At 45.2% G+C, this 26,506-nt stretch carries 27 protein-coding genes; 22 read left to right on the top strand and 5 right to left on the bottom strand.

The genetic code is table 11. The annotated features are described in order from the left end of the window. Window positions 1-14: 14 nt before the first annotated feature. The 5 genes from ACMXYW_RS11175 to ACMXYW_RS11155 all read left to right on the top strand — a co-directional run bounded on the left by ACMXYW_RS11175 (window position 15) and on the right by ACMXYW_RS11155 (window position 5,130). On the top strand, window positions 15-374 hold the full coding sequence (locus tag ACMXYW_RS11175) for a TraR/DksA family transcriptional regulator (protein ID WP_415904110.1): 360 nt from the start codon (window positions 15-17) through the stop codon (window positions 372-374). Between the two features lie 48 nt (window positions 375-422). After that, a complete protein-coding gene (locus ACMXYW_RS11170) occupies window positions 423-1,751 on the top strand; it encodes an ATP-binding protein (protein ID WP_415904109.1) in 1,329 nt (442 codons plus the stop codon). After that, a complete protein-coding gene (locus ACMXYW_RS11165) occupies window positions 1,744-2,739 on the top strand; it encodes a HupU protein (RefSeq protein WP_415895854.1) in 996 nt (331 codons plus the stop codon). The genes ACMXYW_RS11170 and ACMXYW_RS11165 overlap by 8 nt, the downstream gene beginning before the upstream one ends. 2 nt (window positions 2,740-2,741) lie before the next feature. Then, the gene (locus ACMXYW_RS11160; RefSeq protein WP_415904108.1) at window positions 2,742-4,193 is read left to right on the top strand and encodes a nickel-dependent hydrogenase large subunit; all 1,452 of its coding nucleotides are present in this window, start codon (window positions 2,742-2,744) and stop codon (window positions 4,191-4,193) included. Between the two features lie 67 nt (window positions 4,194-4,260). Then, window positions 4,261-5,130: a patatin-like phospholipase family protein gene (locus ACMXYW_RS11155; protein WP_415885260.1), complete on the top strand. Its 870-nt coding sequence runs from the start codon at window positions 4,261-4,263 to the stop codon at window positions 5,128-5,130. Here the strand turns inward: ACMXYW_RS11155 and ACMXYW_RS11150 are convergent. Together ACMXYW_RS11150 and ACMXYW_RS11145 are read right to left on the bottom strand one after the other, a co-directional pair. Beyond that, complete coding sequence (locus ACMXYW_RS11150) at window positions 5,111-5,473, bottom strand: DOPA 4,5-dioxygenase family protein (RefSeq protein WP_415904107.1); 363 nt, start codon at window positions 5,471-5,473, stop codon at window positions 5,111-5,113. The genes ACMXYW_RS11155 and ACMXYW_RS11150 overlap by 20 nt on opposite strands. A gap of 67 nt (window positions 5,474-5,540) precedes the next feature. Beyond that, window positions 5,541-7,175 (bottom strand): methyl-accepting chemotaxis protein, encoded by a 1,635-nt coding sequence (locus ACMXYW_RS11145; RefSeq protein ID WP_415904106.1) that lies wholly within the window; start codon window positions 7,173-7,175, stop codon window positions 5,541-5,543. 412 nt (window positions 7,176-7,587) lie between these two features. Here ACMXYW_RS11145 and ACMXYW_RS11140 point away from each other — a divergent pair, with 412 nt between their 5' ends. Continuing rightward, a complete protein-coding gene (locus ACMXYW_RS11140; RefSeq protein WP_415904105.1) occupies window positions 7,588-9,831 on the top strand; it encodes an ABC transporter substrate-binding protein in 2,244 nt (747 codons plus the stop codon). 64 nt (window positions 9,832-9,895) lie between these two features. On the opposite strand, the gene ACMXYW_RS11135 is transcribed toward ACMXYW_RS11140, so the two are convergent. After that, window positions 9,896-10,999 carry a phosphoribosylaminoimidazolesuccinocarboxamide synthase gene (locus tag ACMXYW_RS11135; protein ID WP_415904104.1) on the bottom strand — a complete coding sequence of 368 codons (1,104 nt, stop codon included), beginning with the start codon at window positions 10,997-10,999 and terminating at the stop codon, window positions 9,896-9,898. Window positions 11,000-11,106: 107 nt separating this feature from the next. Beyond that, window positions 11,107-11,325: a hypothetical protein gene (locus ACMXYW_RS11130; protein WP_415904103.1), complete on the bottom strand. Its 219-nt coding sequence runs from the start codon at window positions 11,323-11,325 to the stop codon at window positions 11,107-11,109. Between the two features lie 289 nt (window positions 11,326-11,614). Here ACMXYW_RS11130 and ACMXYW_RS11125 point away from each other — a divergent pair, with 289 nt between their 5' ends. From ACMXYW_RS11125 to ACMXYW_RS11055, 15 genes are read left to right on the top strand one after another with little or no spacing between them, the layout of a single operon-like run. Beyond that, window positions 11,615-12,253, top strand: coding sequence for a HyaD/HybD family hydrogenase maturation endopeptidase (locus tag ACMXYW_RS11125; RefSeq protein ID WP_415904102.1), 639 nt, complete (start codon window positions 11,615-11,617; stop codon window positions 12,251-12,253). A 17-nt stretch (window positions 12,254-12,270) separates the two neighbouring features. Beyond that, window positions 12,271-12,558, top strand: a complete 288-nt coding sequence (locus ACMXYW_RS11120; protein WP_415904101.1) for a HypC/HybG/HupF family hydrogenase formation chaperone — start codon at window positions 12,271-12,273, stop codon at window positions 12,556-12,558. Between the two features lie 11 nt (window positions 12,559-12,569). Then, window positions 12,570-13,001 (top strand): hypothetical protein, encoded by a 432-nt coding sequence (locus tag ACMXYW_RS11115; protein WP_415898731.1) that lies wholly within the window; start codon window positions 12,570-12,572, stop codon window positions 12,999-13,001. A gap of 12 nt (window positions 13,002-13,013) precedes the next feature. Then, complete coding sequence (locus ACMXYW_RS11110; protein WP_415898730.1) at window positions 13,014-13,883, top strand: hydrogenase expression/formation C-terminal domain-containing protein; 870 nt, start codon at window positions 13,014-13,016, stop codon at window positions 13,881-13,883. Next, complete coding sequence (locus tag ACMXYW_RS11105; RefSeq protein ID WP_415898729.1) at window positions 13,880-14,104, top strand: rubredoxin; 225 nt, start codon at window positions 13,880-13,882, stop codon at window positions 14,102-14,104. The genes ACMXYW_RS11110 and ACMXYW_RS11105 overlap by 4 nt, the downstream gene beginning before the upstream one ends. Window positions 14,105-14,106: 2 nt before the next feature. Next, window positions 14,107-14,643, top strand: coding sequence for a [NiFe]-hydrogenase assembly chaperone HybE (gene hybE, locus ACMXYW_RS11100; protein ID WP_415898728.1), 537 nt, complete (start codon window positions 14,107-14,109; stop codon window positions 14,641-14,643). An 8-nt stretch (window positions 14,644-14,651) separates the two neighbouring features. Next, window positions 14,652-15,770 (top strand): nickel-dependent hydrogenase large subunit, encoded by a 1,119-nt coding sequence (locus ACMXYW_RS11095; protein ID WP_415898727.1) that lies wholly within the window; start codon window positions 14,652-14,654, stop codon window positions 15,768-15,770. Between the two features lie 11 nt (window positions 15,771-15,781). After that, window positions 15,782-16,114: a hydrogenase maturation nickel metallochaperone HypA gene (gene hypA, locus ACMXYW_RS11090; RefSeq protein ID WP_415888098.1), complete on the top strand. Its 333-nt coding sequence runs from the start codon at window positions 15,782-15,784 to the stop codon at window positions 16,112-16,114. Next, window positions 16,114-17,037: a hydrogenase nickel incorporation protein HypB gene (gene hypB, locus ACMXYW_RS11085; protein ID WP_415904100.1), complete on the top strand. Its 924-nt coding sequence runs from the start codon at window positions 16,114-16,116 to the stop codon at window positions 17,035-17,037. Before hypA ends, hypB begins: the two co-directional genes overlap by 1 nt. Continuing rightward, window positions 17,037-18,491, top strand: coding sequence for a sigma-54-dependent transcriptional regulator (locus ACMXYW_RS11080; RefSeq protein WP_415904099.1), 1,455 nt, complete (start codon window positions 17,037-17,039; stop codon window positions 18,489-18,491). The genes hypB and ACMXYW_RS11080 overlap by 1 nt, the downstream gene beginning before the upstream one ends. Before the next feature lie 11 nt (window positions 18,492-18,502). After that, window positions 18,503-20,911, top strand: a complete 2,409-nt coding sequence (gene hypF / locus ACMXYW_RS11075; RefSeq protein WP_415904098.1) for a carbamoyltransferase HypF — start codon at window positions 18,503-18,505, stop codon at window positions 20,909-20,911. Beyond that, a complete protein-coding gene (locus tag ACMXYW_RS11070) occupies window positions 20,902-21,150 on the top strand; it encodes a HypC/HybG/HupF family hydrogenase formation chaperone (protein ID WP_415904097.1) in 249 nt (82 codons plus the stop codon). Before hypF ends, ACMXYW_RS11070 begins: the two co-directional genes overlap by 10 nt. Next, window positions 21,147-22,304 carry a hydrogenase formation protein HypD gene (hypD, locus tag ACMXYW_RS11065; RefSeq protein ID WP_415904096.1) on the top strand — a complete coding sequence of 386 codons (1,158 nt, stop codon included), beginning with the start codon at window positions 21,147-21,149 and terminating at the stop codon, window positions 22,302-22,304. Before ACMXYW_RS11070 ends, hypD begins: the two co-directional genes overlap by 4 nt. A gap of 16 nt (window positions 22,305-22,320) precedes the next feature. After that, entirely contained in the window at window positions 22,321-23,367 is a 1,047-nt protein-coding gene (hypE, locus tag ACMXYW_RS11060) for a hydrogenase expression/formation protein HypE (protein ID WP_415898721.1), read from the top strand. Further along, the gene (locus ACMXYW_RS11055; RefSeq protein ID WP_415898720.1) at window positions 23,367-25,112 is read left to right on the top strand and encodes a hydrogenase maturation protein; all 1,746 of its coding nucleotides are present in this window, start codon (window positions 23,367-23,369) and stop codon (window positions 25,110-25,112) included. Before hypE ends, ACMXYW_RS11055 begins: the two co-directional genes overlap by 1 nt. 100 nt (window positions 25,113-25,212) lie before the next feature. On the opposite strand, the gene ACMXYW_RS11050 is transcribed toward ACMXYW_RS11055, so the two are convergent. Then, window positions 25,213-26,154, bottom strand: coding sequence for a LysR family transcriptional regulator (locus ACMXYW_RS11050; protein WP_415885242.1), 942 nt, complete (start codon window positions 26,152-26,154; stop codon window positions 25,213-25,215). A gap of 69 nt (window positions 26,155-26,223) precedes the next feature. Here ACMXYW_RS11050 and maoP point away from each other — a divergent pair, with 69 nt between their 5' ends. After that, the gene (gene maoP, locus ACMXYW_RS11045; RefSeq protein ID WP_415904095.1) at window positions 26,224-26,493 is read left to right on the top strand and encodes a DUF413 domain-containing protein; all 270 of its coding nucleotides are present in this window, start codon (window positions 26,224-26,226) and stop codon (window positions 26,491-26,493) included. Window positions 26,494-26,506 lie beyond the last annotated feature (13 nt).

Raw genomic sequence — 26,506 nt, 5'->3', positions numbered from 1 at the left:
CATATGAGGCGTATATGGCTGATTTTATTGATGAAACCCAAGTGGAGACGTTGCTTAAAAAACTTCATCAGTTGCGCGATGAATTGGGTGAGGAGGCCTCTGCGCTGAAACATACGGCAGAACCTGTGAATCTCGATCAGCAAGCATTCGGACGAGTCTCACGCGGGGATGCTTTACAGCAGCAAAGCATGGCGAAAGCGAATCTGCGCCAATGCCAAGAACGCATTCAACTGATTGAAGACGCATTACAAAAAATAGATAACGAAGAATATGGGTTTTGTGAGGGTTGTGGTGAGCTTATCTCATTTGCGAGATTAAGTGCTCGGCCGGAATCTTTATATTGCCTTAAATGCCAGCAGGAACAAGAATCCTAAAGGTATCGTTTGTTTCAAGGTAAAGAGTGTTTTAGTTAAAGAGCCACTATGTCAGATAAGAATAATAATGCGCCGCAGCTTGATCCGGGTGTCGATGACGCTTGGGTGAGTGTTATCCGGAAAATGGATGAGGCGTATGCTGATCTTGTGCATTCTCAAGTAGAAGTAGAAGAGAAGAATGCCGAACTGCAGGAGAATAAGCAGTTTCTGGATAGTGTTCAGAGCTCTATGAGTGATGTATTGATTGTCTGCGATCACTTAGGTCAGATTCAGCAGGTTAATCGAGCCTTAGAGATGTTAACCGGTAAGTTGGGCGATCAACTTGTCGGTAGCCATTTCACAGATCTTGTAGATCCTCGCTTTTTACAAAAGGTTAATGGCTTGATTAATCAGGTGCGGGTCCAGCCTGTACGTGATTGTGAGATAGAACTGCAGGGTGTAGATGGTTCTGTTCCGCTTTCTATGAACTGTTCACCGCGTAAAAATCATCGTGGTCGCTTAGTGGGTATGGTGTTAATCGGTAGGCCTTTAGGTGAACTGCAAAAAGCCTATATCGAACTCAATAGTGCCCATGCTGAGCTTAAGTTGGCTCAAGAGCGTTTGGTGCAATCAGAGAAGATGGCTTCTCTAGGTCGTTTGGTAGCCGGCGTAGCCCATGAGCTGAATAACCCAATCAGTTTTGTATATGGCAACATGCACGCTTTGCAGCGCTATACCGATCGATTAAGTCAGTACTTCGATGCGATCAACGAAGGGCAGCCTCGTGACAAACTCAAAGAGATGCGCGAAGAGTTACGTTTAGATAAGTTAATCCGCGACCTTAACTCGTTGGTGGCTGGCACTATGGAGGGAGCGGATCGAGTTAAAGAGATCGTGAATGATCTTAAACAGTTTTCTTCTACTCAAGAATCTGAGAAAACTGTGTTCGATCTAACCCATGTGATCAGAACGGCGCTGCACTGGATAATTAAAGAGAGTAAACAGCCGGTAGAGGTTATTGATCTTATCCCTTCAGAGTTAAAAGCGGTTGGGCATTCTGGGCAAATCCATCAAGTGGTTGTGAACCTCGTCCAAAACGCCGTTGATGCGATGCAAGGATGTGAGCAGCAATGCCTAACTTTAGAGGCGAAGTCATTTAACGACAGAATCGAATTTAAGGTCAGTGATACAGGGCCTGGTGTTTGTGAGGCGGATCTTTCTCGGCTATTTGATCCATTCTTTACTACTAAGCCTGTTGGTCAGGGCACTGGCTTAGGTCTGTCGATAAGTTATGGCATTGTCTCTGAGCACGGTGGAGAACTTCGTATATTAAACCGTGATGAGGGTGGGGCGATGGCGATCTTAGTATTACCGACAGAGGAGGTTGGCGATGTTTAATCTTCTTTGGCTTCAGTCAGCTGGTTGTGGTGGCTGTTCGATGTCTCTGTTGAACGCTGAATCCCCTGATCTAATCTCCACCTTCAAAGCCGCCAATATAAATCTATTATGGCACCCTTCACTCAGTGAAGAGACGGGTTCTGAAGTGACTGAACTTTTAGACAAGATCCTCGCAGACGAACTCAAGCTAGATGCGTTATGTATCGAAGGAGCTGTCCCCAGAGGTCCTGAAGGTACAGGCCGATTCCACATTTTAGGTGGTACCAATACGCCTATGATGACTTGGGTCCAGCAGTTAGCGCAGAAAGCTAAATATACCATCGCGATTGGTTCATGTGCGGCCTATGGAGGCATATCTGCAGCTGGCGAGAATATTACAGACGCTGCAGGTCTTCAATTTGAAGGGGAGGTGCCCGGGGGAATCTTAGGGGCTGAATATCGCTCTGCCTCAGGTTTTAATACGGTTAATATATCCGGCTGTCCTGTTCACCCTAATTGGGTAACAGAAACCTTGATCAGTTTGGCTTTAGGTGAACATTCTGAAGAGGCTGTAGATCAATTTGGTCGGCCGCGTATGTATGCTGATCACCTCGTACATCATGGTTGCAGCCGTAATGAATTTTATGAGTATAAAGCCAGCGCGGAAAATCCTGGCGACCTTGGTTGCATGATGGAAAATATGGGTTGCCTTGGTACCCAAGCGCATGCGGATTGTAATACCCGCCCTTGGAATGGTGAGGGGTCATGTACCAAAGGTGGCTATGCCTGCATTAATTGCACAGCGCCAGAGTTTGAAGAGCCTATGCATAGCTTTATGCAAACCCCTAAAGTTGCAGGCATTCCGGTCGGGCTGCCTACAGATATGCCCAAAGCTTGGTTTGTCGCTTTAGCTTCCCTTTCGAAAGCAGCTACGCCGGAACGTTTGCGTAAAAACGCGACCTCAGAAACGCTGATCTATCCACCCACAGTCCACAAGAGAAAAAGTTAGATATGAGTCGAATTGTCGTGGGACCTTTCAATCGTGTGGAAGGGGATCTGGAAGTTAGCTTAGATATTACTGATGGGCAGGTTAGTGGGGCGCGGGTCAACTCTCCTATGTTTAGAGGGTTTGAGCGAATTATGCACGGGCAAAATCCGATGGATGCGTTGGTATATACCCCACGTATCTGCGGCATCTGCTCGGTAAGTCAATCAGTCGCTTGTGCCAGAGCGCTAGCAGATATGATGCAGCTGGATATGCCTGAAAATGGCGAGCTAGCGACCAACCTCGTGTTAGCTAACGAAAATATGACGGATCTGCTGACCCACTTTTACTTGTTCTTTATGCCTGATTTTAGTCGCGATATTTATGCAGGTGAAGATTGGTTTTCGACTGTGAGTAAGCGATTTAAAGCTAAAACGGGTACAGCAACACGCGCGATGCTTCCGGCTCGAGCTGAGTTTCTGCATCTGATGGGTCTGATGGCGGGTAAGTGGCCACATACCTTAAGCCTTCAGCCAGGTGGGACAACGAAGCCAATCGAATCTCAAGAAAGGATTAGGCTGCTAACTATTTTGTCTGCGTTTAGAGGGTTTCTTGAAGAGCAGCTCTTTGGTGCAGATCTTGAAGAGATCGGTGAGTTAGATTCTCTATCAGCGCTGGAACAATGGTCTTCAAAAGACCATTGGAGTCAGAGCGATTTCCGAACATTCTTGCATTTAAGCTCCGACTTAGAGCTGAAAAATTTAGGGCGAAGTACTAACCAGTTTTTAAGTTATGGAAATTACCCGCTACAGGGCGAGCCGATGTTTAAATCGGGGGTGAATTTTCATGGAGAGACTGGCGTATTAGCGACAGGCTCTATCACTGAAGACCTTGCATACTCTTGGATGGAATCTGAGCCCGAACCATTACCGCCTCAAGAGGGTAAAACTAACCCGTCGCTTGCTAATGAAGACGCTTACACTTGGTGTAAGGCACCAAGATTTAATCGCCAAGTCATGGAGGTCGGCGCACTTTCCCGGCAGCTCATTAATGGTCATCCGCTTATCACCGATCTGGTAAACCGTTCTGGTGGTAATGTTGAAAATCGTATTATTGCCAGATTGCTGGAGCTTGCACTAGTGATTCCTCAAATGCAGAAATGGGCAACGCAACTTAATCCGCAGGCTGAATTCTGCCACCATGGGCAAATGCCAAAAGAGGGTTCAGGCGTAGGTATGATTGAGGCGGCAAGGGGAAGCTTGGGTCATTGGATCAATGTTGAAAAAGGCAAAATTAGTAATTACCAAATCATTGCGCCGACAACATGGAATTTCTCACCGAGAGATGGGCAATCTGTCCCAGGGGCTTTAGAGCAAGCTTTAGTAGGAGCACCTGTTCACGAAGGAGAAAAGGAACCAGTGTCTGTACAGCATATAGTTCGTTCTTTCGATCCTTGTATGGTCTGTACGGTTCATTAAAACTGTTTCATTGTGAATAGATCATAGTGTTTTTCGGAATAATATCGAAGTAAGGAATGCTTAGTTTATGAAAGATCAGTCAATTTCCTTAGTACTGGGTAGCGGTGGTGCTAGAGGTCTAGCTCATATAGGTATTATTCATGAGCTGGAACAAGCTGGATATAAGATTGAATCGATCTCCGGTTGTTCTATTGGCGCTTTGATTGGTGGGGTATACGCTGCTGGAAAATTAGCTGAATTTGAGGCTTGGGTCCGGGCGATTGATAAGACGGATATCCTAAGTTTGCTCGATTTGACGTGGCGATCTGATGGCCTTGTGAAGGGCGATAAGATAATGGACACCTTAGTCCAGTTAGTCGGCGATTGGAAAATTGAAGATCTGCCTATTCGATTTACTGCAATCGCTGCTGATATCGACGATGAAAAAGAGGTTTGGATGAGTTCTGGATCTCTTTTTGATGCGATCCGGGCGTCTATTTCGTTACCGATGTTCTTCTCTCCCGTACCGTATCGAGACTCTTTCCTTGTTGACGGCGGGATTCTAAATCCGGTTCCTATCGCGCCTTGCTTTAATGATCAAACCGATCAGATCTTTGCAGTAAATTTAGGCGGCGCTGTTGAACATGGACTCTTTATTGAAGAGAGACATGAAGAGGAAACGGATCTTAGTTTCAAAGAGCGGGTGCATAGCTTTGTCGAAAAATTATATAAGTCAGATGAAGAGGAAGGTCGCTCATTGAGTATGTACGATGTTGCTCATCAGGCTTTCGATACCATGCAGGGAACTATTGCTCGGCAGAAGTTAGCGGCTTATCCGCCAAATGGCGTCATTGAAATCCCTCGAAATGCCTGCGGTATCTTGGAATTCCATAAAGCTGAGCCACTTATCGAGCTTGGCAAGCAGCGTGCGCGCGCTTTTATTGCAACGCTGGATTAGATTGTTTCTGTCGTTTAATAAAGATAGATAGATCTATTTCGTAAGATTTTCCTAACCACATGACGTAATCACGGTGATCTTTAAGGTCATCCCCAGTCACTGGGTGAATAAGGACATCGAGATTGTCTCTATGGTAATTCAGCCATTGGACAACTTCCGCGAACTGGTTGCCACTAAAACTCAGTTGGCAGCTGCCTGTTGGGTGAGGGCCTACAGGCTTTTGATGAAGCCTACCTGCTTTTACCTCTAACGCTTCGCTCGCTTTTTGCACAAGTGTTTCGGCATCGGTGTATGTAGATTCATCGAAATATATGTGGGCGTGATAGGCGTTAAATAGTTGCATAGATTAATCCCTACAAATAAAAAAGCGCCCTGATTATAGGGCGCTTTCAGTAGCTGAGTCAGAAATATTAAATCTTGAACTGACTCACTTTTCCATTCAGATCGACAGATAGGCGAGATAATTGCTCGCTGGCTGCTGAGATCTGAGTTGCACCGTCTGCTGATTCTTGCGAAGCGTCATTGATAGCAACGAGCGATCGGTTTATCTCTTCGGCTACGCTGGTTTGCTCTTCACTGGCAGAGGCGATATGAGTATTCATATCAGTAATCATACCCACGGCTTCAGAGATGCCTTGCAGTGCATCACCGGCTTCAGATGCTTTGCTACCCGCTTGTTCTGCTTCGCGCTGGCTCTGTTCCATTGCGGATACAGCAGTTCGTGTACCGGATTGTAAGCGCTCAATGGCGTTTTCAATCTCGGTAGTAGATTGCTGAGTACGCTGCGCCAAAGTTCTAACTTCATCTGCTACTACGGCGAAGCCTCGACCTTGATCACCCGCACGTGCTGCCTCAATTGCAGCGTTAAGTGCCAGAAGGTTAGTCTGTTCCGCAATATCGTTGATTACGCCAATGATCGAGCCAATGCTTTCACTGTCGTTTTCAACTGCGGTAATACGTTCAGACACTTGAGCTACATTACCTACTAAAGAGTTGGTAGAAGAAACAGCCGCAGATACGATTTCGTTACCTTGAGACGCTTGCTCAAGCATCATGCGAGCTTGGCTATCGGCATGTTCAGCATTGGTTGCCACGTCTTGAGAGGTAGATACCATCTCGTTCATAGCGCTCGCTACTTGCTCAATTTCAAGGCGCTGGTTATTGATGCTTTGGTTCGCTTGGGAGCTAATTGAAGACATCTGTTCCGCTGCAGAAGCTAGTTGATGAGTTGCATTACCTATATCACCAATCAGCTTGCGCTGGTGGCCTAACATCTTGTTAAAGTTCGAGCTGATCTCAGTGAGTTCATCGTTACCTTGCACTGGTACGTCAGCGGTTAGGTCTGATTGGCTAGCCACTTTATCCATTGATTGACTTAATGCATCAAGAGGAGTGCGGATCGAATGATAAACAAGCTTACTTAGGATAGTTAAGAGCGCTACGACAACAACACCTAAACCAATAATAATGATAATTGCGTTATCGTAAGCAGTGCTAATTGTTTCGCGCTCTTCAGAGGCTACGCGTAGCTGAAGGCTAATAAGTTCGGCAATCTTTTCGCTGATTGGATCGATCGTGTCGTATAGCGGGCCATCGAAATCTTGTAGCTGACCGGCAATGTTACCGCTGCTCATTGAGCTCATAGCGCTTTCAAGTCTATCCAAAGATTGGTTTGCCGCTATAAATAGGGCTTCAGCTTCTTTAGCTAATTGTGCTTCTTCAGCAGTAAGTGTAGTGGCCATATACTTTTGCCACTTTTCGGAAATCTCGGCACGTGCATCTTTGACACCTTTCAAAGCTTCTGCACCTGTCATGATTCCGGCGTTAGCTTTGTTTACGGCGTCTATAACATACACGGCATAGTCATCCGCGATGAGTTTTAGATCTTCAAGAGGTACTACACGGTCTTCATAGATGCGCGCAACACCATCATCAGCCTGCTTTAATTCGTTAAGAGAGGTGGCGATAATGATGGCTACAGCAATAACCGGGAGTATGGAAGTAAGTACGAGCTTAGTGCGAATGCTCAAACCGCTTAATAACATTATATGTCCCCACGACGTTCGGAGAAAAAATCAATAATGCCATGAACAATCAAGTTCGATCCCTGGCTGGTCCCCCACAGACCAAACAGTAATCTAACTACTGCCTACATCCATTGTTATTATAGTTATAGCTGTTAGATCTTTTATTACAACAATTAATTAACCTTATTCAGAGATATTTAATATATTGATCAAATTTTGTGTTGTTTTTTATAGTAACTGATTGTTTTTTATGCAGTTAGTTAATATTTAATAAAGAATGTAGAGCGTGTTTTAAGTTGATTGGAATGACTGTAATACCCTGATCTGATCTAGGTGATAAATTACAAAGAAATTAAACTTGCTAAGTTCTATTTGCATTTCTCTGTTCTACAATAGGAAAAGCGCATTACTGTTGTTTAAGGAATACTCAATGGGCATTTTTGTTCGAGTGATCTTATTTTACTTTGTCGTTACCTCTGTACACGCCCAAGAACAAATAAGTTTGCAGTTGTTATGGAAGCATCAATTTCAATTCGCCGGTTATTACATGGCGATCGAAAAAGGTTTTTATGCAGAAGAAGGTCTAGATGTCTCACTGAAAGAGTTTGATTTCGGTATCGATCTGGTGGGAGAAGTTACATCAGGTAATAGCCAGTTTGGGGTGGGACGCACCTCGTTATTGATCGATAAAAATGCGGGTGCTGACGTGGTTGCAATGTTTGCAGCCTATCAGCAGTCGCCGTTGATGCTTTTAAGCAGGAAAGATTCAGGCATATTGCTGTCGTCCGATCTTAAAGATCGGAAGATCATGATTACCAATGACGCAAAAAAAGTTGGTGAAATCATAGCTATGTTGTTACAAGCGGGTATTACCATTTCCGATTTTGAACAGCAGCTGCATAGTTACAATGTACAGGATCTTATTGACGGCAAAACAGATGCTATGGCGTCTTATATCTCTAACGAACCCTACCTGATGGACCAGCAGGGGGTGGAGTACAACATAATTCATCCGAAAGATTATGGCTTTGATATGTACTCTGACATTTTGTTTACCTCTCGAGACTACATTAAACAGAAGCCTGAAATTGTTGATAAGTTCTATCGGGCATCTATCAAAGGCTGGATGTATGCCTTTGATAATATTCAAGAAACTGCCCAAGTTATTTTTGATAGTTATAACTCTCAAGGAAAAAGTATCGATGCCTTGGTCTTTGAGGGGCAAGAACTTAAGAAAGTTGCCTTTGATAAGGATGGTAACTTTGGCACATTATCGGTGAATAAATTCAACGAGATGGCTCAGGTCTATCTCATTACTGGTAGTATTTTCCTTGGCTATGACTTCTCTGATTTTGTCTACCGCCCACCTAGTAATCTTTTTCGTCTAAGCCAAGCTGAATTGGCCTATATTCAAAATCGCGGCAAAGTTAAGGTCTGTGTTAATCCAAATTGGTATCCGTACGAGTCATTCCAGAATGGCGGACATGTAGGAATGGCGGCTGATTATCTCAGGTTGATCTTGGGTAACTTGAATATTCCCTTTGAGGTTATACCCACAAAAACTTGGAGTGAGACTATTCAGTATGCGAAAACAGATAAATGCGAAGTGATTGCTGGGGCGATGCAGACGATCAATCGCAGTAGTTATCTAGAATTTTCTCATCCCTATTTGAGCGTTCCTGCTGTTGTTGCTTTAAAGGCTGATAGTGATGCTCAGTCATTGCCTAATATGACCATAGGTGTGGTCGATAAATCTGCGTTTCATGATATTTTGCGTGACCGTTATCCGGGTATGACAATCGTACCGGTCAGAGAAAATCGAGAGGGTATTCGCATGTTACTCTCCGGTGAAATCGATGGTTTTGTTGGAGGGCACACCAGCATTACCCATGTTCTGCGTTCACAACAGATAGATAATATAGTGTTGAGTGATCAATTACGCGATAACTGGGATATCAGTGTTGCAGTTGGTCAAGATAGCTCTCCTTATTTAATGAATGCGATAAATAAATCGATTGCGTCTATTTCTGCTGAAGAGCATAAAAACATCTATCGACGATGGGCTCAGATCGAACATAAGCATTCTGTTGATTACCGTTTGTTGTGGGGAATTTCAGCGGTCGTTGCTGTATTGACAGGTATTGGGTTATACCGCTACCTGCATATGCTCTCTTACAATAAAATGCTAAAGACTATTGCTGAAAAGGATGCGTTAACAGGGATTTTGAGCCGAGGTAAACTGCGTACTGAGCTCGAAGAGTTTACTTCGTTGGCGAAACGCCATGACTGGAAGTTATCGTTGATCTTTTTTGATGTTGATGATTTCAAAGGTATTAATGACACCTATGGTCACGTTAAAGGCGATAAAGTCTTAATAGAACTCACTAAGTTGGTAGGGGATATGTCGCGTAAGACTGACCGCTTTGGTCGTTGGGGTGGAGAAGAGTTTCTTTTTTTGATGCTGGAAACAGGTCTGCAAGATGCAGAAGCTATAGCAGAGAAGTTTAGAGGGGCGATAGAAAAATGTGACTTTGGCCTGCCTGAAGCTGTGACCAGTAGCTTTGGGGTGGCTCAATATTCTAAAGGTGAGAGTATTGAAAGTTGGGTAGGGCGAGCCGATAGCGCTTTATATCGAGCCAAAGGTGATGGTAAAAACTGTGTCCGAATAAATTAGAATGGAATAAGAAAGGCCGCTTAAAGTAAGCGGCCTTTTTTTGAGCTGGCATTGTAACAAATGATCAATCGATCAATTGGTACTCATCGCGCAGAATCTCAATAATCTCCGCTTTAGGGTTATCAGATTGTTGTAGCTTTTTACCGATAATCTTTTCAGCAATACCTACATAAGTGTCAGAAACTTTTTGGATCAAAGCAGCTGGCAGCTCATTGTCGCGTGCAAGGGCATAGCGCTCTTCCATGCGGTCTTTGTTTACTAGAATGTCGGAGTCAGGGAAATGGTTTAGAAGCTCCTGGCGGAAAACCTCTTTTGAGTTCTCAATCACTTCGCCTTCGCGATAAGCTGCTCCATCCCAGATACGCGAAGAATCAGGCGTTCCAACTTCATCCATGTAGATAAGCTTTTCATTGCCTTCAGCATCAGTGACATAACCAAACTCAAATTTGGTATCTACAAAGATCTGATCGAGCTTGCTTAGCTCACTGCTGATTACTTCAAAGCCTTCTTTCAGAAGCTTTTCATATTGTTCAACATCATCTGCTTGCAGGAACTTGAATGCTTCGAAATTATTGACGATGTCATTACGGGTAATGTTTACATCATCTACCTCAGGAACACCCGGAACACCTTTCAGAATACCTTTGGTTGATGGTGTGATAAGCAGCTCAGGTAGCTTTTGATCTCTTTCTAGGTCTTCAGCAATTTGAATGCCACAGAACTCACGTTCGCCTTTTGCGTATGCGCGCCACATTGAACCTGTAATGTATTGACGGCAGATCGCTTCGATCATAATAGGTTTTGCTTTCTGAACAATCCAAACCAGTGGGTGAGGGATATCTAGAATATGGCTGTCAGCAAGACCGTTTTCTCGGAACAGTTTAAACCAGTGATTAGAGATTGCATTTAGCGCAGCGCCTTTACCTGGTACGCCTTGCATGCCGCCTTCACCTGTCCAAATGCATTCAAAGGCAGAAATGCGGTCACTAATTACCATAACTGCAAGTTCAGCACCTTCATGAACGTTGTAACCTTTCTCTTTGATCAGGCGTTGGCTGTCTTCTTTTGTTAACCAATAAACAGAGCGAACTTTGCCGCTATGAACTGGTAGATCAGTACGAATAGGGAGATCGTTATTAACAGCCAATACTTTATCAGCAAGACCCATGGAAAATGTCCTGTATCTAGAAATAAATCGTGTAAATGCTTTATGCGCGATAAAGCGTGAAAATTGTTTTGCTACAAACTATCACGTTACGTTCATTAGATGCCATTTTAGGAATAGCGTTTGGCATCGCGAAGCAGTGAGCTTAAATCTAAACCTTGTATCTCAGCGAGTGCTTCCAAGTCGTTGGAGTTTCGCGGGGGTAGTTTTTTAAGTCGCTCTCGTTCAGCTTTCTTTTGTTCTACTTTCTGTAACAGCTTGTTATGAATGGCGTCCAATTGCTCTGATGAAAGTGAAGCGAGCCGACTGAATAACTCATCTTCAGTCATGTGGGAATTGATCACTCCGAAACAGCAAAAAAATAGAACGACAGTATAGCAGAACTGGATGTTATACGACCAATAACTTATGTGAAATCCCATGAGTGATAAGTAGGTTTTCATTTTTACTATAAATTGAAATGCTTTGTTTCATTTGTCTTTTGGGTTTTGTTTGCCTGTTTGCTTGAAAGTTAGGCGTCACGGGCGTTTGAGTCATTATTAATGACTTGGCACATTCTTTGTAAATTGTTTCTGCAATAACAAAAATAATTTCAAGACAGAGTTGGGTGTGCTGTAAATGATAGAAGATACGCTCTATCAAGATAAAAATGTGCTTATCTTAGGAATAGGCAATATCCTCTGGGCGGATGAAGGCTTTGGTGTACGTTGTGTCGAGACGCTAAACCAACACTACCGCTTTTCAAACAAAACCAAATTAATGGATGGTGGGACACAAGGGATATACCTTGTGCAACATGTGCAGGCTGCTGATGTGCTTGTCGTGTTTGATGCCATCGACTACGGTTTGGAACCGGGTACGTTAAAAGTCATACATGATGATGATGTGCCTAAGTTTATGGGGGCTAAACAGATGAGCCTTCATCAAACTGGTTTTCAAGAAGTGTTGGCTATGGCTGAGTTTACAGGCAGCTATCCAAAGCACTTGCTCCTCATCGGTTGCCAGCCAGTTGAATTAGAAGACTTTGGCGGCAGCCTGCGTGAATCTGTTCGCGTTCAAATCGAGCCTGCCATTCAGATCGCTCTAGCTTACCTTAAAAAATTAGGGGTTGAGCCAATGGGCGATAATTGCACTCCTGAAGAGTTAGCCCCAGGTGAGTTGGGATTAAATTCATATGAGGGTGGTCGACCATCTGAATATGAAGCTTTTCGACAGGGTGATCCACGATTTATTAAGTCGACCGAAGGTACCAGTTAATGTGTCTTGGCATACCAATGAGAATTGTATGCTGTGATGGATTATCGGCGGAGTGTGAAAATGGAGACCAGATTGAGCGTATCGATCTGTCCCTGTTAGGTGACCAACCTGCAGGCACTTGGGTTCTCGTCTTTCTGGGGGCTGCTCGTGAGGTATTGACCGAACAAAGGGCTGCAGAAATTCGCAACGCACTCACTGCTGTTCAAGCCATTATGCAAGGGGATACCGCTGATGTTGATCGGTTGTTTTCCGATTTAATCGAGCAGCCCCCGCAATTGCCACCCCATCTACAGAATAATAATTAAGAGAGCTGGATATGACTTCTCCACTGATAGAACAGTTGATTGTTGAAAGGGGCTATCCGCTCCTTAATGAAGAGAACTTTGATAGTTTCATTAAAGATCAAGAATTCACAGTTTTGTTCTGTACCGAACAGGCTCATCGTTTCCCAGAAAGTAATGATGTCGCAGTGATTCTTCCTGAGTTGGTAAAGCGTTTTCCTGAATTAACGCCAGCGATTGTCGCGCCTGAGTATGAAAAGAAGGTTCAAGGGCGATACAACTTTACCGTTTGGCCCTCGTTAGTGTTTTTAAAAGAGGGGCGTTATTTAGGAACCATCAGCAAGGTTCAAGATTGGGATATCTATCTTGCCGAAATCCCAAGCATTCTTGCATTAGAACCCCGTCGTGATCCAGGTATTGGCATACCTGTGGTGGTTAACCCTGTTCAATCTGCTTGTGGTCAGTAAAAGGTGAGTAATATGGAAAACAATGGTATCCCTCTAGTTAATGTTCCAATGGGGCCGGGTAGCCAAGAAGAAGGTGATATGGTTTTAGACTATATGAAGATGCCTTCAGAAATGGATAGCTATGATATTCCAATCTTGCCGGAACCTGAGCAGGCAGCAGAGTGTCCGCAAGCACTTGCTGTGATGGAGCAGTTACAACATCACCTTAAAACCTATCGCATTGGTGATGAACCTCCTGTTATGTTGCTATCAGCAATGCCAGAACCTGATCTGGATCTGATTAACCAGATTTTGGGTGAAGGCGAAGTCAGTTTGACTCTGTCGGGTGAGACAGAGATCAAAGCACAAGAGACGGTGTTAGCGGGTGTATGGCGCTTAAGAGAGTTTGATAAAAACGGCGATGTTATTCGTGAATCGATCGAAGTTGCGGATGTACCCAGTGTTAGCCGAGAGCAAGCTTTTCAATCATCTCAGCCTTTGAATGCCGAGCAGTTGCAGATTCCGGAAGGCGTATTGAATGCTCCGTCCGTATTGATTGAGATCGCTGAGGCTTCAACGGTCTACAGTACACAAGCTGAAAAGCCTGAAGCACCACATGTGATTAATCTATCGCTTCTGCCATTCTCCCCACAAGATCACAGCTATCTCGACCACGTTGTAGGACAAGGTCCAGTGACAATCTTATCGCGTGGTTATGGTAATTGCCGTATCACCTCAACCTGTGTTGATGGCTTATGGCGAGTTCAGTATTTCAACAGTACCGATCAATTGATTCTAGATACCTTAGAAATCACCGATATTCCTCTAGTTGCTTGCGCGGCCCCAGAAGATCTAAGTGACTCGTATGAACGCTTGATTGAGATCCGTGAGGTTCTGGTATGACAAACTATCAAGGATTCGAAGGTAGTTACTTAGGAGACAGTGATCGTATAGCTGATAATGCACGCCTAGAGTGCAAAATTTGTTGGCATGTTTATGACCCAGAAGCAGGGGATGATATTTGGCAGATCCCGGCTGGTACACCTTTTAGTCAGCTTCCTGACCATTGGCGCTGCCCTGAATGCGATGGTGAAAAAGACCAATTTATGGTGATGGACGATTAGCGGTGGATCTATTTCAACAACTGAAAGCTAGTTATCAAGAGGCGGCTGTCACTATGGCTGAGCTGGAGTTTTATAACTCCGCTTTGCAAGTAGATGTTGTTGAAGGCTCTGTTCTTGAAGGAAGTTGTTTAGCTGTACTGATTACCCCTTGGTGTATGAACCTGATTCTGATAGCCGAGGAAAAACCTGAATATGATCAGGCTCAAGTGGGGAGCAAAAAGATTGTGTCGCTGCCTTCTGGAAGCTATGAATTTTTGTATGCTGGAAGTGAGGCCTTAGGGGCGTACGGCAGTTGTTCTCTGTTTTCTCCAATGCTTGAATTTGCTGATCAAGAGGCCGCGGTTCTTACAGCAGAAGAGGTGCTGAAAGCAGTATTGAATACTGAAAATTGTGGTAAGACTGATCTGCAATTAGCTAAAGAAGCGCAAAAAAGAGAACAGGAAGAGAGAGCTGAAAACCAGAGTGTAGTTCGCGCCAGAACCAAAGAAGGTTTAAGTCGACGTAAATTTATGACTGCAGCCTTTGCAGACGAGCCTTAGGTGATTCTATGGACGGTAGTTTTAATCTTGCAGGTAAAATCAATGTGGGGGTGGACTATCTCGACGGGTGTATTCGCAACGTAAATGTTAAGTCCTCGCGGCCAACTGAATTAACGCGTCTATTAGAAGGTAAAAGCCCAAAAGAAGTAGTGCAGCGAGTTCCTTTACTTTTCAGTCTCTGCAGTTGTGCTCAAACCATTGCAGCATTAACTGCGATTGAATCGGCACAAGGGAAAACATGTGATGCCGATGTATTGCAGGCTCGAAAATTATTACTGCTTGCGGAAACGACAAAAGAGCTAGGTCTGCGTTTAGGGCGTGATTGGTTGGGCAGCGAAAAGCTATTAAATTTGCCTGAGCTTTTAAATTGGTTTGCTGACTTTCGAACACGGCTGTCTTGGTGTTTGCGATTAAATCCTTTTATGCCGGAAAAGCGTTTCCCGCTACCGCGTTTTATTAGTGAGCTCGAGGGTATGTTGAAAAGCTTTACAGGGCCTGATGAACTGCAGTTTAAAGAAGCGGTATATGCGCAAAGCCAGACACACCCTATTGGAAAAGCGGTTGCAGATCTGAGTGATAAATATGATGGCATTAGCCTAGGACCGTCTTGTCCAGAAATGGACTTGTCGAGTGATTACTTGGATTGGCAGCTAAAGCAGAAAGGGCAAAGCTTCTGTGCCTTGCCTCAAGGTGAAGGTGGTTGTTTTGAAACAAGTATCTGGACACGTAATTGTAAGCGTTCAATGATTAAAGAATCGGGGCTACTTACGATCAATCCCATTGCTCAGAGATTTTTGGCATTGTTGTTAGAGTTAAAGGCGATGCCTCATCGGCTTTTACAGGTCGATGATGAACTGCTTATCAGATCCGATAAACCCGGTTTTGCTTGGGTTGAGGCTGCAAGAGGCGCTTTAATCCATCGAGTGAGCATCAGCCGTCATAACGAAGGTGAGCAAATCGATCAGTATCGTATTATTGCGCCGACAGAGTGGAATTTTCATCCGCAAGGAACACTGGTCAGTATGCTTGAAGGCGTTAGGGTTCCGGAAGATAAAGCAGCGGATCTGGTGGGTAAACTAATATTATCAGTAGATCCATGTGTAGCTTATGAAGTTGAGGTCAATTAATCGTGCATGAGATGTCGATTGCGGAAGGCATTGTCCAAGTGCTGGAAGATCAAGCCAAAGAGCAGCAGTACGATCGAGTAAAAACTGTTTGGCTAGAACTTGGCCCTTTATCAATGATAGAAACAGAAGCGTTAACGTTTTGTTTTGAAGCGGTAACGCGTAGTACCCTCGCTGAGGGTGCTGAACTAAAAATAATAAATATACCTGGTGAGGCATTCTGTATGCAGTGCTTGAAAAACGTTCCAATTAGCCAACGCTACGATAGTTGCCCTGAGTGCGGCAGTTATCAACTTCAAGTCGTCCAAGGGGACGAGATGCGAATTAAAGAGCTGGAGGTGGAATAATGTGTACTGTTTGCGGTTGCGCTGAAGGCAATGTAAAGATCGACGGTCAGCATACTCATGAGCATTCTCATCATGAGGGGACTCATCATGATCATTCTCATAGTGAGCATAAGCATCATCAGGGGCATGACGATAATGTGATCGAGAAGCAAGGTGAAGATCTGCATTTTGGAAAAGGCCCAGCTCATGCCCATGTGGCGGGAATGAGTCAAAGCCGTATGGTGCAGATTGAACAGGATATTTTAGGTAAGAACGATCGTTATGCGCAGATCAACCGGGCGCGTTTTGAAGCGCAAAGCTTGTTTGTTCTCAACCTAGTCTCTAGTCCGGGTTCGGGTAAAACAACGCTACTGACAGAGACTATCAATCGCTTAAAAGAATCGAGCAAAGTTGCGGTGATTGAAGGTGATCAGCAAACCGCTAATGATGCTGACCGCATTCGAGAAACCGGTGTGCCTGCAGTACAGGTTAATACGGGTAAGGGGTGCCATCTAGATGCTCACATGGTAGGTCATGCGTTAGATAACTTAGATGATCTGCAAGGTGGTTTCTTGTTTATTGAGAATGTCGGCAACCTTGTTTGTCCAGCTGCCTTCGATCTTGGTGAGGCGCATAAGGTAGCCATTTTGTCTGTGACTGAGGGTGAAGATAAACCGCTCAAGTATCCAGATATGTTCCATGCTGCTGATCTTATGATTCTGAATAAGACGGATCTGCTTCCACATTTAGATTTTGATGTAGATAAATGCATTGAGTTTGCGCGCCAAGTAAACCCTGATATTAAAGTACTAAAACTGTCTGCGAAGTCTGGCGAGGGTATGCAGGAGTGGCAGGAATGGTTAGAGCAAAATCGAAAAGGGATGATTCAGACACGGATTGATCAGCTGAAGTCTGAAATCCATCAGTTTGAGGCCCTTCTCTAATGCCTACTCGAAAACGACCTTTAGTACTTTGTGTAGACGATGAGGTGCGTTCTTTAGAAACGCTAGAGCGTACCTTAGATGAAGAGTTTGATGTGCTAACGGCGACAGATGCGGATCAAGCATTTAGCCTATTAGAGCAAAACACCTTTCACGCGATTCTGTGTGATCAGCGTATGCCGGGCAAAACAGGGGTAGAGTTCTTAACTGAGGTTCGTGAGCGTTGGCCGCAAACGGCACGACTAATCCTATCCGGTTACACCGATTCTGAAGACATTATTAAAGGCTTAAATGAAGCCGGAATCTTGCAGTACATCACTAAACCTTGGCACCCAGACAACCTTCTGCTTATTCTTCGTGGAGCTTGTCGTCTGTATGAATTACAGAATGAAAATGAACTACTATCGATGGAGATGCGGCACTCCGCTTCTCAAGTAGAGCAAAATGTTAAAGAGAAAAAACAGCATCTCAAACAGACTTACCAATTGGATGAAATTCGCAGACACTCGACGAGTCCATTAAACGACCTGTGTGAACAGGCCGCGAAAATCGCTCCTTATGATGTCTCGGTATTGGTCACAGGCCCTTCTGGTGCAGGTAAAGAGCTGTTTGCTCGTGCACTTCATTACAACAGCTTACGAGCAGAGCGTCCTTTTGTGGTTGAAAACTGCGGTGCTATGCCGGATGAGTTGTTAGCTTCAGAGTTATTTGGGCATAAGAAGGGCTCGTTTACTGGCGCAATTACTGACCATGTCGGTCTGTTTGAGCGTGCAGATGGCGGCACGATTTTTCTAGATGAGATCGGTGAAATTAGCCCCGCTTTCCAAGTGAAGTTACTACGTGTTTTGCAGGAGCGTGAAGTACGTCGTTTGGGCGAACATCAGCGCAGAAAGGTAAATGTTCGCGTGGTGGCCTCTACCAACCGTGATCTAGAAGAAGAGGTCAGGGCAGGCCGATTCCGTCAGGACCTATACTTCCGATTGGCCGAAGTGACCCTTGAGCTGCCAGCATTAGAACGTCGTGCTATGGATATCCCCGTATTAGCTGAAGACTTCTTGGCTAAATCGGTTCAAGAGTTTGATAAGCCAGCAAAAGGTTTTACAGAAGAAGCGTTAGATTGCATGCGCCGTTATTGCTGGCCGGGTAACGTTAGGGAACTGCAGAACGAGATTCGCCGCATGTTGGTGTTAGCGGAGGATGAGTGGTTATCCGCGGATTTGCTGAGTCCTCGTGTGTTACGTGCAGCTCCGGTTGAAGAGACTGCCGAGACAGAAGTGCTGGCTTGCTTGGATGGCACATTAAAAGAGCGTATCGAAACCTTGGAAAAGCGTATTTTAAGGGAAACACTCATTCGTCATCGTTGGAATAAAAGCCAAGCATCTCGCGAGCTTGGGTTATCCAGAGTTGGACTTCGCTCCAAGCTGGAACGATATGGCCTGAATAAAGATTTCCATTAAAAGATCAGAGCATGAGTATGGCAGTTTCAGCGTTGCAGATAGAGATTCGAGGTCAAGTACAGGGGGTTGGTTTTCGTCCCTTTGTGTATAACCTCGCGCAACGATTTGGGGTGATCGGATCTGTGGCGAATGGTCCAAAAGGGGTGACGATCTTTGCTCAAGCCGACAAGGCTCAACTTGATCAGTTTGTTGCTCAACTGACGTCTGAACAACCTTCGATGTCAGAGATAGAATCTCTAGATGTTACCTCTATTGCAGTAGAACCAGGTCTGGCCCAGTTTAAAATCATTCAGAGTGAGCAGGGAGATCTCGATCTTTCTGTTACACCGGACGCTGCGGTATGTCAGGACTGTTTAAGTGAGCTGTTCGATCCAAACAATCGCCGCTATCTATACCCGTTTATTAATTGTACTCACTGCGGCCCCCGCTACAGTCTAATCACAGCTTTGCCTTACGATCGCCCCAATACCACCATGGCAAAGTTTCAGCTGTGTCATCGTTGTGATTCGGAATATACCGATCCTGTGGATAGACGATTCCATGCCCAGCCTACTGCATGCAGTGAATGTGGACCGCAACTCAGTTTTTATTGTGAAGATGGGCAGCAATTGCAGTGTAATGATCCTGTTGCGCAAACGATTGAATTGATCCAACAGGGCAATATAGTTGCGATAAAAGGTGTGGGAGGTTTCCATCTGGCTTGCGATGCTCGAAACCCAGAAGCAGTTAGACGGTTACGAGAGCGTAAACATCGCGATGAAAAGCCTTTAGCGGTCATGGCGGCTAACCCTGAATCTTTGCAATCCTATGTTGAGCTAACGGATCAACGGGTACAAAGGCTTAAAGCGATGGATGCGCCTATCTGCCTTGTGCCAAAGCGCGAAAACTCCACTTTAGTTTCTAAAGAGCCATTACCTGAAGAGTTAGCACCTGATCAAGCATGGCTAGGTGTGATGCTACCTCATTCGCCTCTACATTATTTGCTGTTTCACAAAGATGCAGGCAGTCCAGACGGAATTCAGTGGCTCGCGGAAAAGCAAGATCTCCTCTTGGTGATGACCAGTGCAAACCGCAGTGGCAACCCTCAAGTAATCAACAACGCAGAAGCGCTAATTCAACTGCAGGGGATAGCTGATGGCTACCTGATGCATGATCGTGATATTCACACCCGTTGCGATGATTCTGTAGTGTCGATGGTTTCTGAACAAGGTAGTGAGCTGGTTAGACGTGGCCGTGGATTGTCGCCGCAATATATTAAGTTACCTTTTGAAACCGATGCGCAGTTACCTTCTGTTTTGGCGGTTGGAGCATACTTTAAAAATACGGTCTGCCTGACCAAAGGTAATCGTGCATACGTATCGCAGTATATAGGTGATCTTGATAACCCTGAGTGTTGCCGTCAGCTCAATCATACCGTCGAGCAATTAAGCGCTATGTTGGACATCAAACCTGAACTCGTGGTTGCCGACCTGCATCCTGAGTTTTACAGCACCGGATTTGCACAACGGTTTAGCCAGGCAAATAAGGTCCCTATGTTGCAGGTTCAGCATCATCATGCCCATATCGCTGCAGTTATAGCTGAGCGTGGTGTTCAAGAGCCTGTGCTTGGTCTAGCCCTAGATGGCTTGGGTCTGGGTGATGATGGCGCGCTTTGGGGGGGCGAACTGTTCAAGGTTCATCAGGGCGATTATCAACGTCTATCCAGTTTAAGCCCAATTCCTTTACCCGGAGGCGACAGTGCTGCAAAAGAACCATGGCGGGTAGCTTCAGGTGTATTGTTTCAGTTAGATCGAACAGAGCAGATTGAAGCCCGCTTTGGTGATCAGAAAGCAGCTCCTATGATCAGCCAGTTGTTACAAAAAAATATCAATACACCGATGATGAGCAGTGCAGGGCGGGTATTTGATGCGGTGGCTGCCTTACTAGGATTGAAAGAGATAAATGCTTATGAGGCGCAAGCAGCCATGGCGCTTGAATCGGCAGCTTATCGTTACCTTAAATCACACCCATGGCCGAACGAATCATTACTGATTGATACGAAGCAGTCACCTTTAAATTTAGAGCCATTATTTGCCCGTCTGCTTGATTGTGATGATCAAGGGTATGGTGCAGCCTTGTTTCATCAGCAGCTAATCACAGCGTTATCGCGTTGGGTGGCTGATAGCGCAGTAAAAGAAGGGATCAATAAAGTTGTCTTAGCGGGAGGCTGTTTTTTAAATCAGCTCCTGCTTCAAGGAATTACCGAGCAGTTAGAGGCTCAAAATTTACAAGTCTTTACGGCTCGAAAACTGCCATGTAATGACGGTTCTATATCGCTAGGACAGGCGCAGATCGCCTTAGAACGAGCTAACTTGGCTCGTCAAAACAAGAATAAGAACGACAATGACAAGAACAATGAGAGAGAGTCGCTATGTGTTTAGCCATCCCTGTTCGTATTGAAGAAATTATTGATACCGAGTCTGCAATTGCAGATATAGGTGGGGTGAGAAAAGAGATCAATATAGCGCTGATTGCCGATCTGAACGTAGGGGACTACGTCATTATGCACGTAGGCTATGCACTGAATAAGATTGATTCAGAGGAAGCTGCTCGAACCTTAGCGTTGTTTGCAGAGTTAGACGAACTTGAGCAGCAACAAGCGATTGAGGCATCACAATGAAGTATGTTGATGAATATCGCGATGGCGCTCTAGCTCAAGAGATTGCCACAAAGATTGCTAAGGAGGTCGATCCCAATCGGGATTATCACTTCATGGAGTTTTGTGGCGGTCATACCCATGCGATCTTCCGCTATGGGATTCCTGATCTGCTACCTAGCAACCTGAAAATGATCCACGGCCCTGGTTGCCCAGTGTGCGTTTTGCCGATTAATCGTTTGGATGCAGCTATCGAATTGGCGGTTACTCATAAAGTTATTCTCTGTTCTTACGGCGATATGTTGCGTGTGCCGGGCTCGCGTAAACGTAGCTTGCTAAAAGCTAAAGCGGAGGGGGCGGATGTACGGATGGTGTATTCCTGTATGGATGCACTGCGTATTGCGCAAGATAACCCAGACCGAGAGGTCGTGTTTTTTGCCATAGGTTTCGAAACGACAACCCCGCCGACCGCTCTAGTGATTCGACAGGCGCAAAAACTAGGTTTGAAGAACTTTACCGTCTTTTGCAATCACGTTCTGACCCCAGCTGCTATCAGTAATATATTGGAATCTCCAGAGGTTAGAGAACTGGGTATTCTGCGCTTAGATGGTTTTGTCGGACCGGCTCATGTAAGTACCGTGATTGGTTCACAGCCTTATTACTATTTCGCCGAAGAGTATCAAAAGCCTGTGGTCATCGCGGGGTTTGAACCTCTGGATGTGTTGCAGGCGATCTTAATGTTAGTGCGGCAGGTTAACGATGGTCGTGCGGAGATTGAGAATGAATTTTCCCGCGCGGTGACTTATGAGGGCAATGTCCAAGCGAAATCCATCGTGGCAGATACCTTCGAACTGCGCCGCTCATTTGAATGGCGAGGCCTAGGTGTTGTGCCTTACAGCGCTTTGCGTATTAAAGATGCCTTTGCCGAATTTGATGCAGAAAAGCGTTTTACGGTTGAGTATCGCAGCACCCGAGAGAACAAAGCTTGTGAGTGCGGCGCGATCTTACGCGGCGTGAAATCTCCACGGGATTGCACCTTGTTTGGCGATCCTTGTACACCTGAGAACCCTTTGGGGTCTTGTATGGTATCCAGTGAGGGTGCTTGTGCGGCTTACTACAGCTACGGTCGCTACCAAGACAATACCTTTGCATCTGATAAAACCCACCCCGCAGCCTGATTTAGAGAGCTTTTTCATGAGTACACAAACGATTTATACATCAGAGCTCGATCTGGTTAAGGGCAAAGTAGAAATGGCCCACGGCAGCGGTGGCAAGGCGATGGCTCAGTTGATCGATCAGCTGTTCCTACAAGCGTTTTCAAACCCTTGGCTAGAGCAGATGAATGATCAGGCGAGTTTTGGCTTGCCTGCCGGTAAAGTGGTGATGGCGACGGATAGTCATGTGATCTCACCGCTATTCTTCCCCGGTGGCGATATAGGCTCATTATCTGTTCATGGCACGGTTAACGATGTCGCTATGTCCGGCGCAACGCCTAAATATCTTTCAGCAGGTTTTATCTTGGAAGAGGGCTTCCCATTGGCGGATCTGAAGACCATCGTAGATTCGATGGCTAAGGCTTCTGAAGAGGTCGGGGTTGCTATAGTGACCGGTGATACCAAGGTGGTTGAGCGGGGTAAAGGAGATGGCTGTTTTATCAATACAACCGGTATTGGCGTAATTGAGGGTGGATTGGATTTTGGCGCTAACCAAGTGAAACCGGGAGATAAAATCTTAGTGTCCGGTACCATGGGAGATCATGGGGTTGCCATTATGTCTTTGCGTGAAAATCTAACATTTGAGACGACGATTGAATCGGATTCTCAAGCGCTGCATGACCTTGTTGCAGATATGGTCTCAGCTGTCCCTGAGATCCACTGCCTTCGAGATCCTACGCGTGGAGGTTTGTCTGCCACGCTGAACGAGATCGCTCAGCAGGCCCGAGTGGGTATGCAGATCTTCGAAGCGCAGCTGCCGGTAAAAGCACAAGTTCAAGCTGCCTGCGAATTCCTTGGGCTAGATCCGTTGTTTGTTGCGAATGAGGGTAAGCTGGTGGCTTTCTGCCCTGCAGATAAGGCAGAGCAGCTATTAGAGGTGATGAAGGCGCACCCTAAAGGGCAAGAGGCTGCGATTGTTGGTGAAGTGACCGACGATCCTTTGAGCTTTGTGCAGATGCAGACGGCCTTTGGTGGTAACCGAATGGTTGATTGGATCAACGGTGAACAGCTACCGAGGATCTGTTAATGCGTATCTTATTTTTAACCCACAGTTTCAATAGCCTGACCCAACGTTTGTTTGTTGAGTTACGCAAAGACGGCCACGATGTCTCTATCGAATTTGATATCAACGATGCAATAGCAGAACAGGCGGTGGAATTGTTCAAGCCTGAGCTCATTATTGCGCCGTTTTTGAAACGAGCGATTCCCGAATCTATCTGGTCTAAGCATCGCTGTATTATTGTTCATCCGGGCATCAAAGGTGATCGAGGTCCGTCCTCTGTTGACTGGGCCATATTGAATCAAGAGGCCTCTTGGGGTGTGACCTGCCTAGAAGCTAATGCAGAGATGGATGCAGGCGATATCTGGGCGTCAGTCGATTTTTCAATGCGAGAGGCGAGTAAAAGCAGCCTTTATCGTAATGAGATCAGTGATGCTGCAGTGACTGCAGTAAAGCAAACGCTAGAACGTCTTCTATCGGGTGAATTTAAACCGCAAAAACTGGATTACGATCAGCCAGATATCTTGGGGCAGTGGAACTGTTTGATGGCGCAAAGCGATCGTAAGATCGACTGGCAAAACGATTCCACTCAAGAGATCTTAACAAAGATAAGAGCAGCGGATTCAGCGCCCGGTGTGCAGGATCGAATCGGGGGACAGGATTATTACCTTTATAACGCTTTTGCGGAACAAGCGTTAGGGCAAGAACAGGCTGATGTGGGCTCTATTCTCGCTACTCGAGACGGTGCGATCTGTCTTAAAACTCGCGATGCTGCAGTGTGGGTGACTCATCTAAAACGCGTTAACCCAGAAGACGGCGAATTCAACTTTAAATTGCCTGCGACTCACTTTTTAGCGAAGCAGCTTGCTTCAGCACCTCATGAGCAACGCGTGCCAGAATTGCCATTAGCACCTGAAACTATGCCTAATGGTGCAACGTGGCAGGAGATTCGTTACCGCCAAGAAGGCGATGTAGGCTATCTCTATTTTGATTTCTACAATGGCGCTATGGATAGCGATCAATGTCAGCGCTTACAACAAGCGGTGGCCCACGCAAAAGCCCAACCAATCAAAGTGCTGGTACTCATGGGAGGGGAGGAGTTCTGGTCGAATGGTATTCACCTAAATCAAATCGAAGCAGCTGAGAGTCCTGCAGAAGAGTCGTGGTGTAATATCAATGCGATGAACGACCTCTGTTTAGAGATCATTAACTCACCTAACCAATTAACCATGGTGGCTATGCAAGGCAATGCTGGAGCCGGTGGTGTCTTTTTGGCTTTAGCCGCTGACCAAGTAGTGGCGCGGAGCAATATCGTGCTTAACCCCCATTACAAATCCATGGGTAATTTGTATGGCTCTGAGTATTGGACCTATCTATTACCTAAAAGGGTTGGTGATGAACAAGCGCAGCAATTGATGCAAAATCGCTTACCTGTGTCGGCTACAGAAGCTGAACAGAGTGGGCTAATCGATGCTTGTATCAATGAGAGCCGGGAAGGCTTTCTTAATCGAATCAAGGCCGATGCAACGCATCTGGCTACATCCGTTGAATATGCGCAGCGTCTGGCGCTCAAGAACTTGCAGCGTCAACAAGATGAGCTGCAAAAGCCATTACAGCAATACCGTGACGAAGAGCTAAACCAGATGAAGCTTAACTTCTTCGGTTTCGATCCGAGTTACCATGTCGCTCGCTACCACTTTGTGGAAAAGCTACCCAAGGCTCGCACACCGGCTTATCTTGCGAGCCACAGGGTGGTTAATAAATCGATGTGAAAAATCGAGTTTGAATTTGCATGTGTTAGTCGTTGTGCATAGGTTAGACGTACCTCTTCGAGGTACGTCTATCTGCTATTGGTAATCTGTTATCTAGTTTCTATTCGATAGGTTGGAGTGTCGCTTCGGGTTTTAGCTCTACTTCATTTAATAGCTCTAGAATAGGCCCTATGTTTAAATTGTCTTTCATTGTTTTACTAAATACCGCATAAACGGAGCGTTTCACAGGTTTGACACCTTGGACTAAGTGCAACTGACCTTCTTGTAAGTAGCTTTCTATTTGGCTGACAGGTAAGAAAGCTGCTCCCCCGTTTGTTAATAAAAATTCTAATGCTATTTGGCTTTGCTCTGTGTGGAGCACAGGCGCTACCGGTTTCTTAAATAACTTAGCGTGTTTTAAGTTGAAAGCGGTTCCCCAATCTACAAAAACATAGCCTAAGTCATAGATATCACTGAATTTTGCAGCGTTTTTATTAGTCACTAAAGCCAATTCAATTTGACCAATTTTATTAGTCTTAAGTTCAGCCATGTTAGGGGGATCTAATACAACGGCCATATCTAGCCTTCCAGCGATGAGTGCTCTGGTAAGCTCTAAGTGCGAGTTGATTTCCGTTCTAATCGATATTTGGGGAAAGGCCTCAGCTAATTTAGGCAATGTGGATTGTAAGAAAGTACCCCACAAATTCGAGATCCCCCCAAGGGATAAATGCATCTCTTGTTGCTCTGGTAGCCCTACGTCCTGAAGTGCGATCTGCCACGAAGCGAGAATGTTCTCTGCATGAGGAATTAGACGCTCCCCAGCATTTGTCAGCATAATGTTATTTCTTTGCCTAGAAAATAAAGGCAGTCCAACTAACTCTTCTAACTGACGTATTCGAAAACTAACGGCCGATTGTGTCAGGTATAAATTTTCAGCTGCTTTACCGAAATGCCTAGTTTTTGATACTTCTAGGAATGTTCTGAGCAGGCCTATATCCATAATTTTTCCATAAAAAAAATCGATTGAAATGATAAAAAAACATCGTTTTACAGTTAATAACACTGCATTAATAATTGCAACTGAAGGTAATTAAGCCGTTTGGCACCTTTAAATAAATGTTTAGGCCTAACAATGTTTCAAGTAGCTTTTTTGACTGAAAGTAGTTTCAGTGATCATGAAAATTATCCAGATGGGTTCTGTAAAGGCGATGCTTTTACCGCAGAAGAGGCGGCATTGCTAGAAAAACATGGTCATGCATATTGCGCTTTCGCTACAGGTATCAGGCAGTCTGTAGTCCTTCTAGAAAGGGAATTTGTGGCTTTTTGTAAGGGGGATAAACAACCTTCAAATATCCATGAGCGAACGTGGTTGCGTTATGTCTCAAAGGCTGCTTTTTTATAGTTAGACCTCAATA

Source organism: Neptuniibacter sp. QD48_55 (assembly GCF_047778115.1).
In the GTDB taxonomy this organism is placed as follows: Bacteria; Pseudomonadota; Gammaproteobacteria; order Pseudomonadales; family Balneatricaceae; genus Neptuniibacter.
Note: the sequence above shows the minus strand (reverse complement) of the source record. Positions and strands in the feature narration are given on the sequence as shown.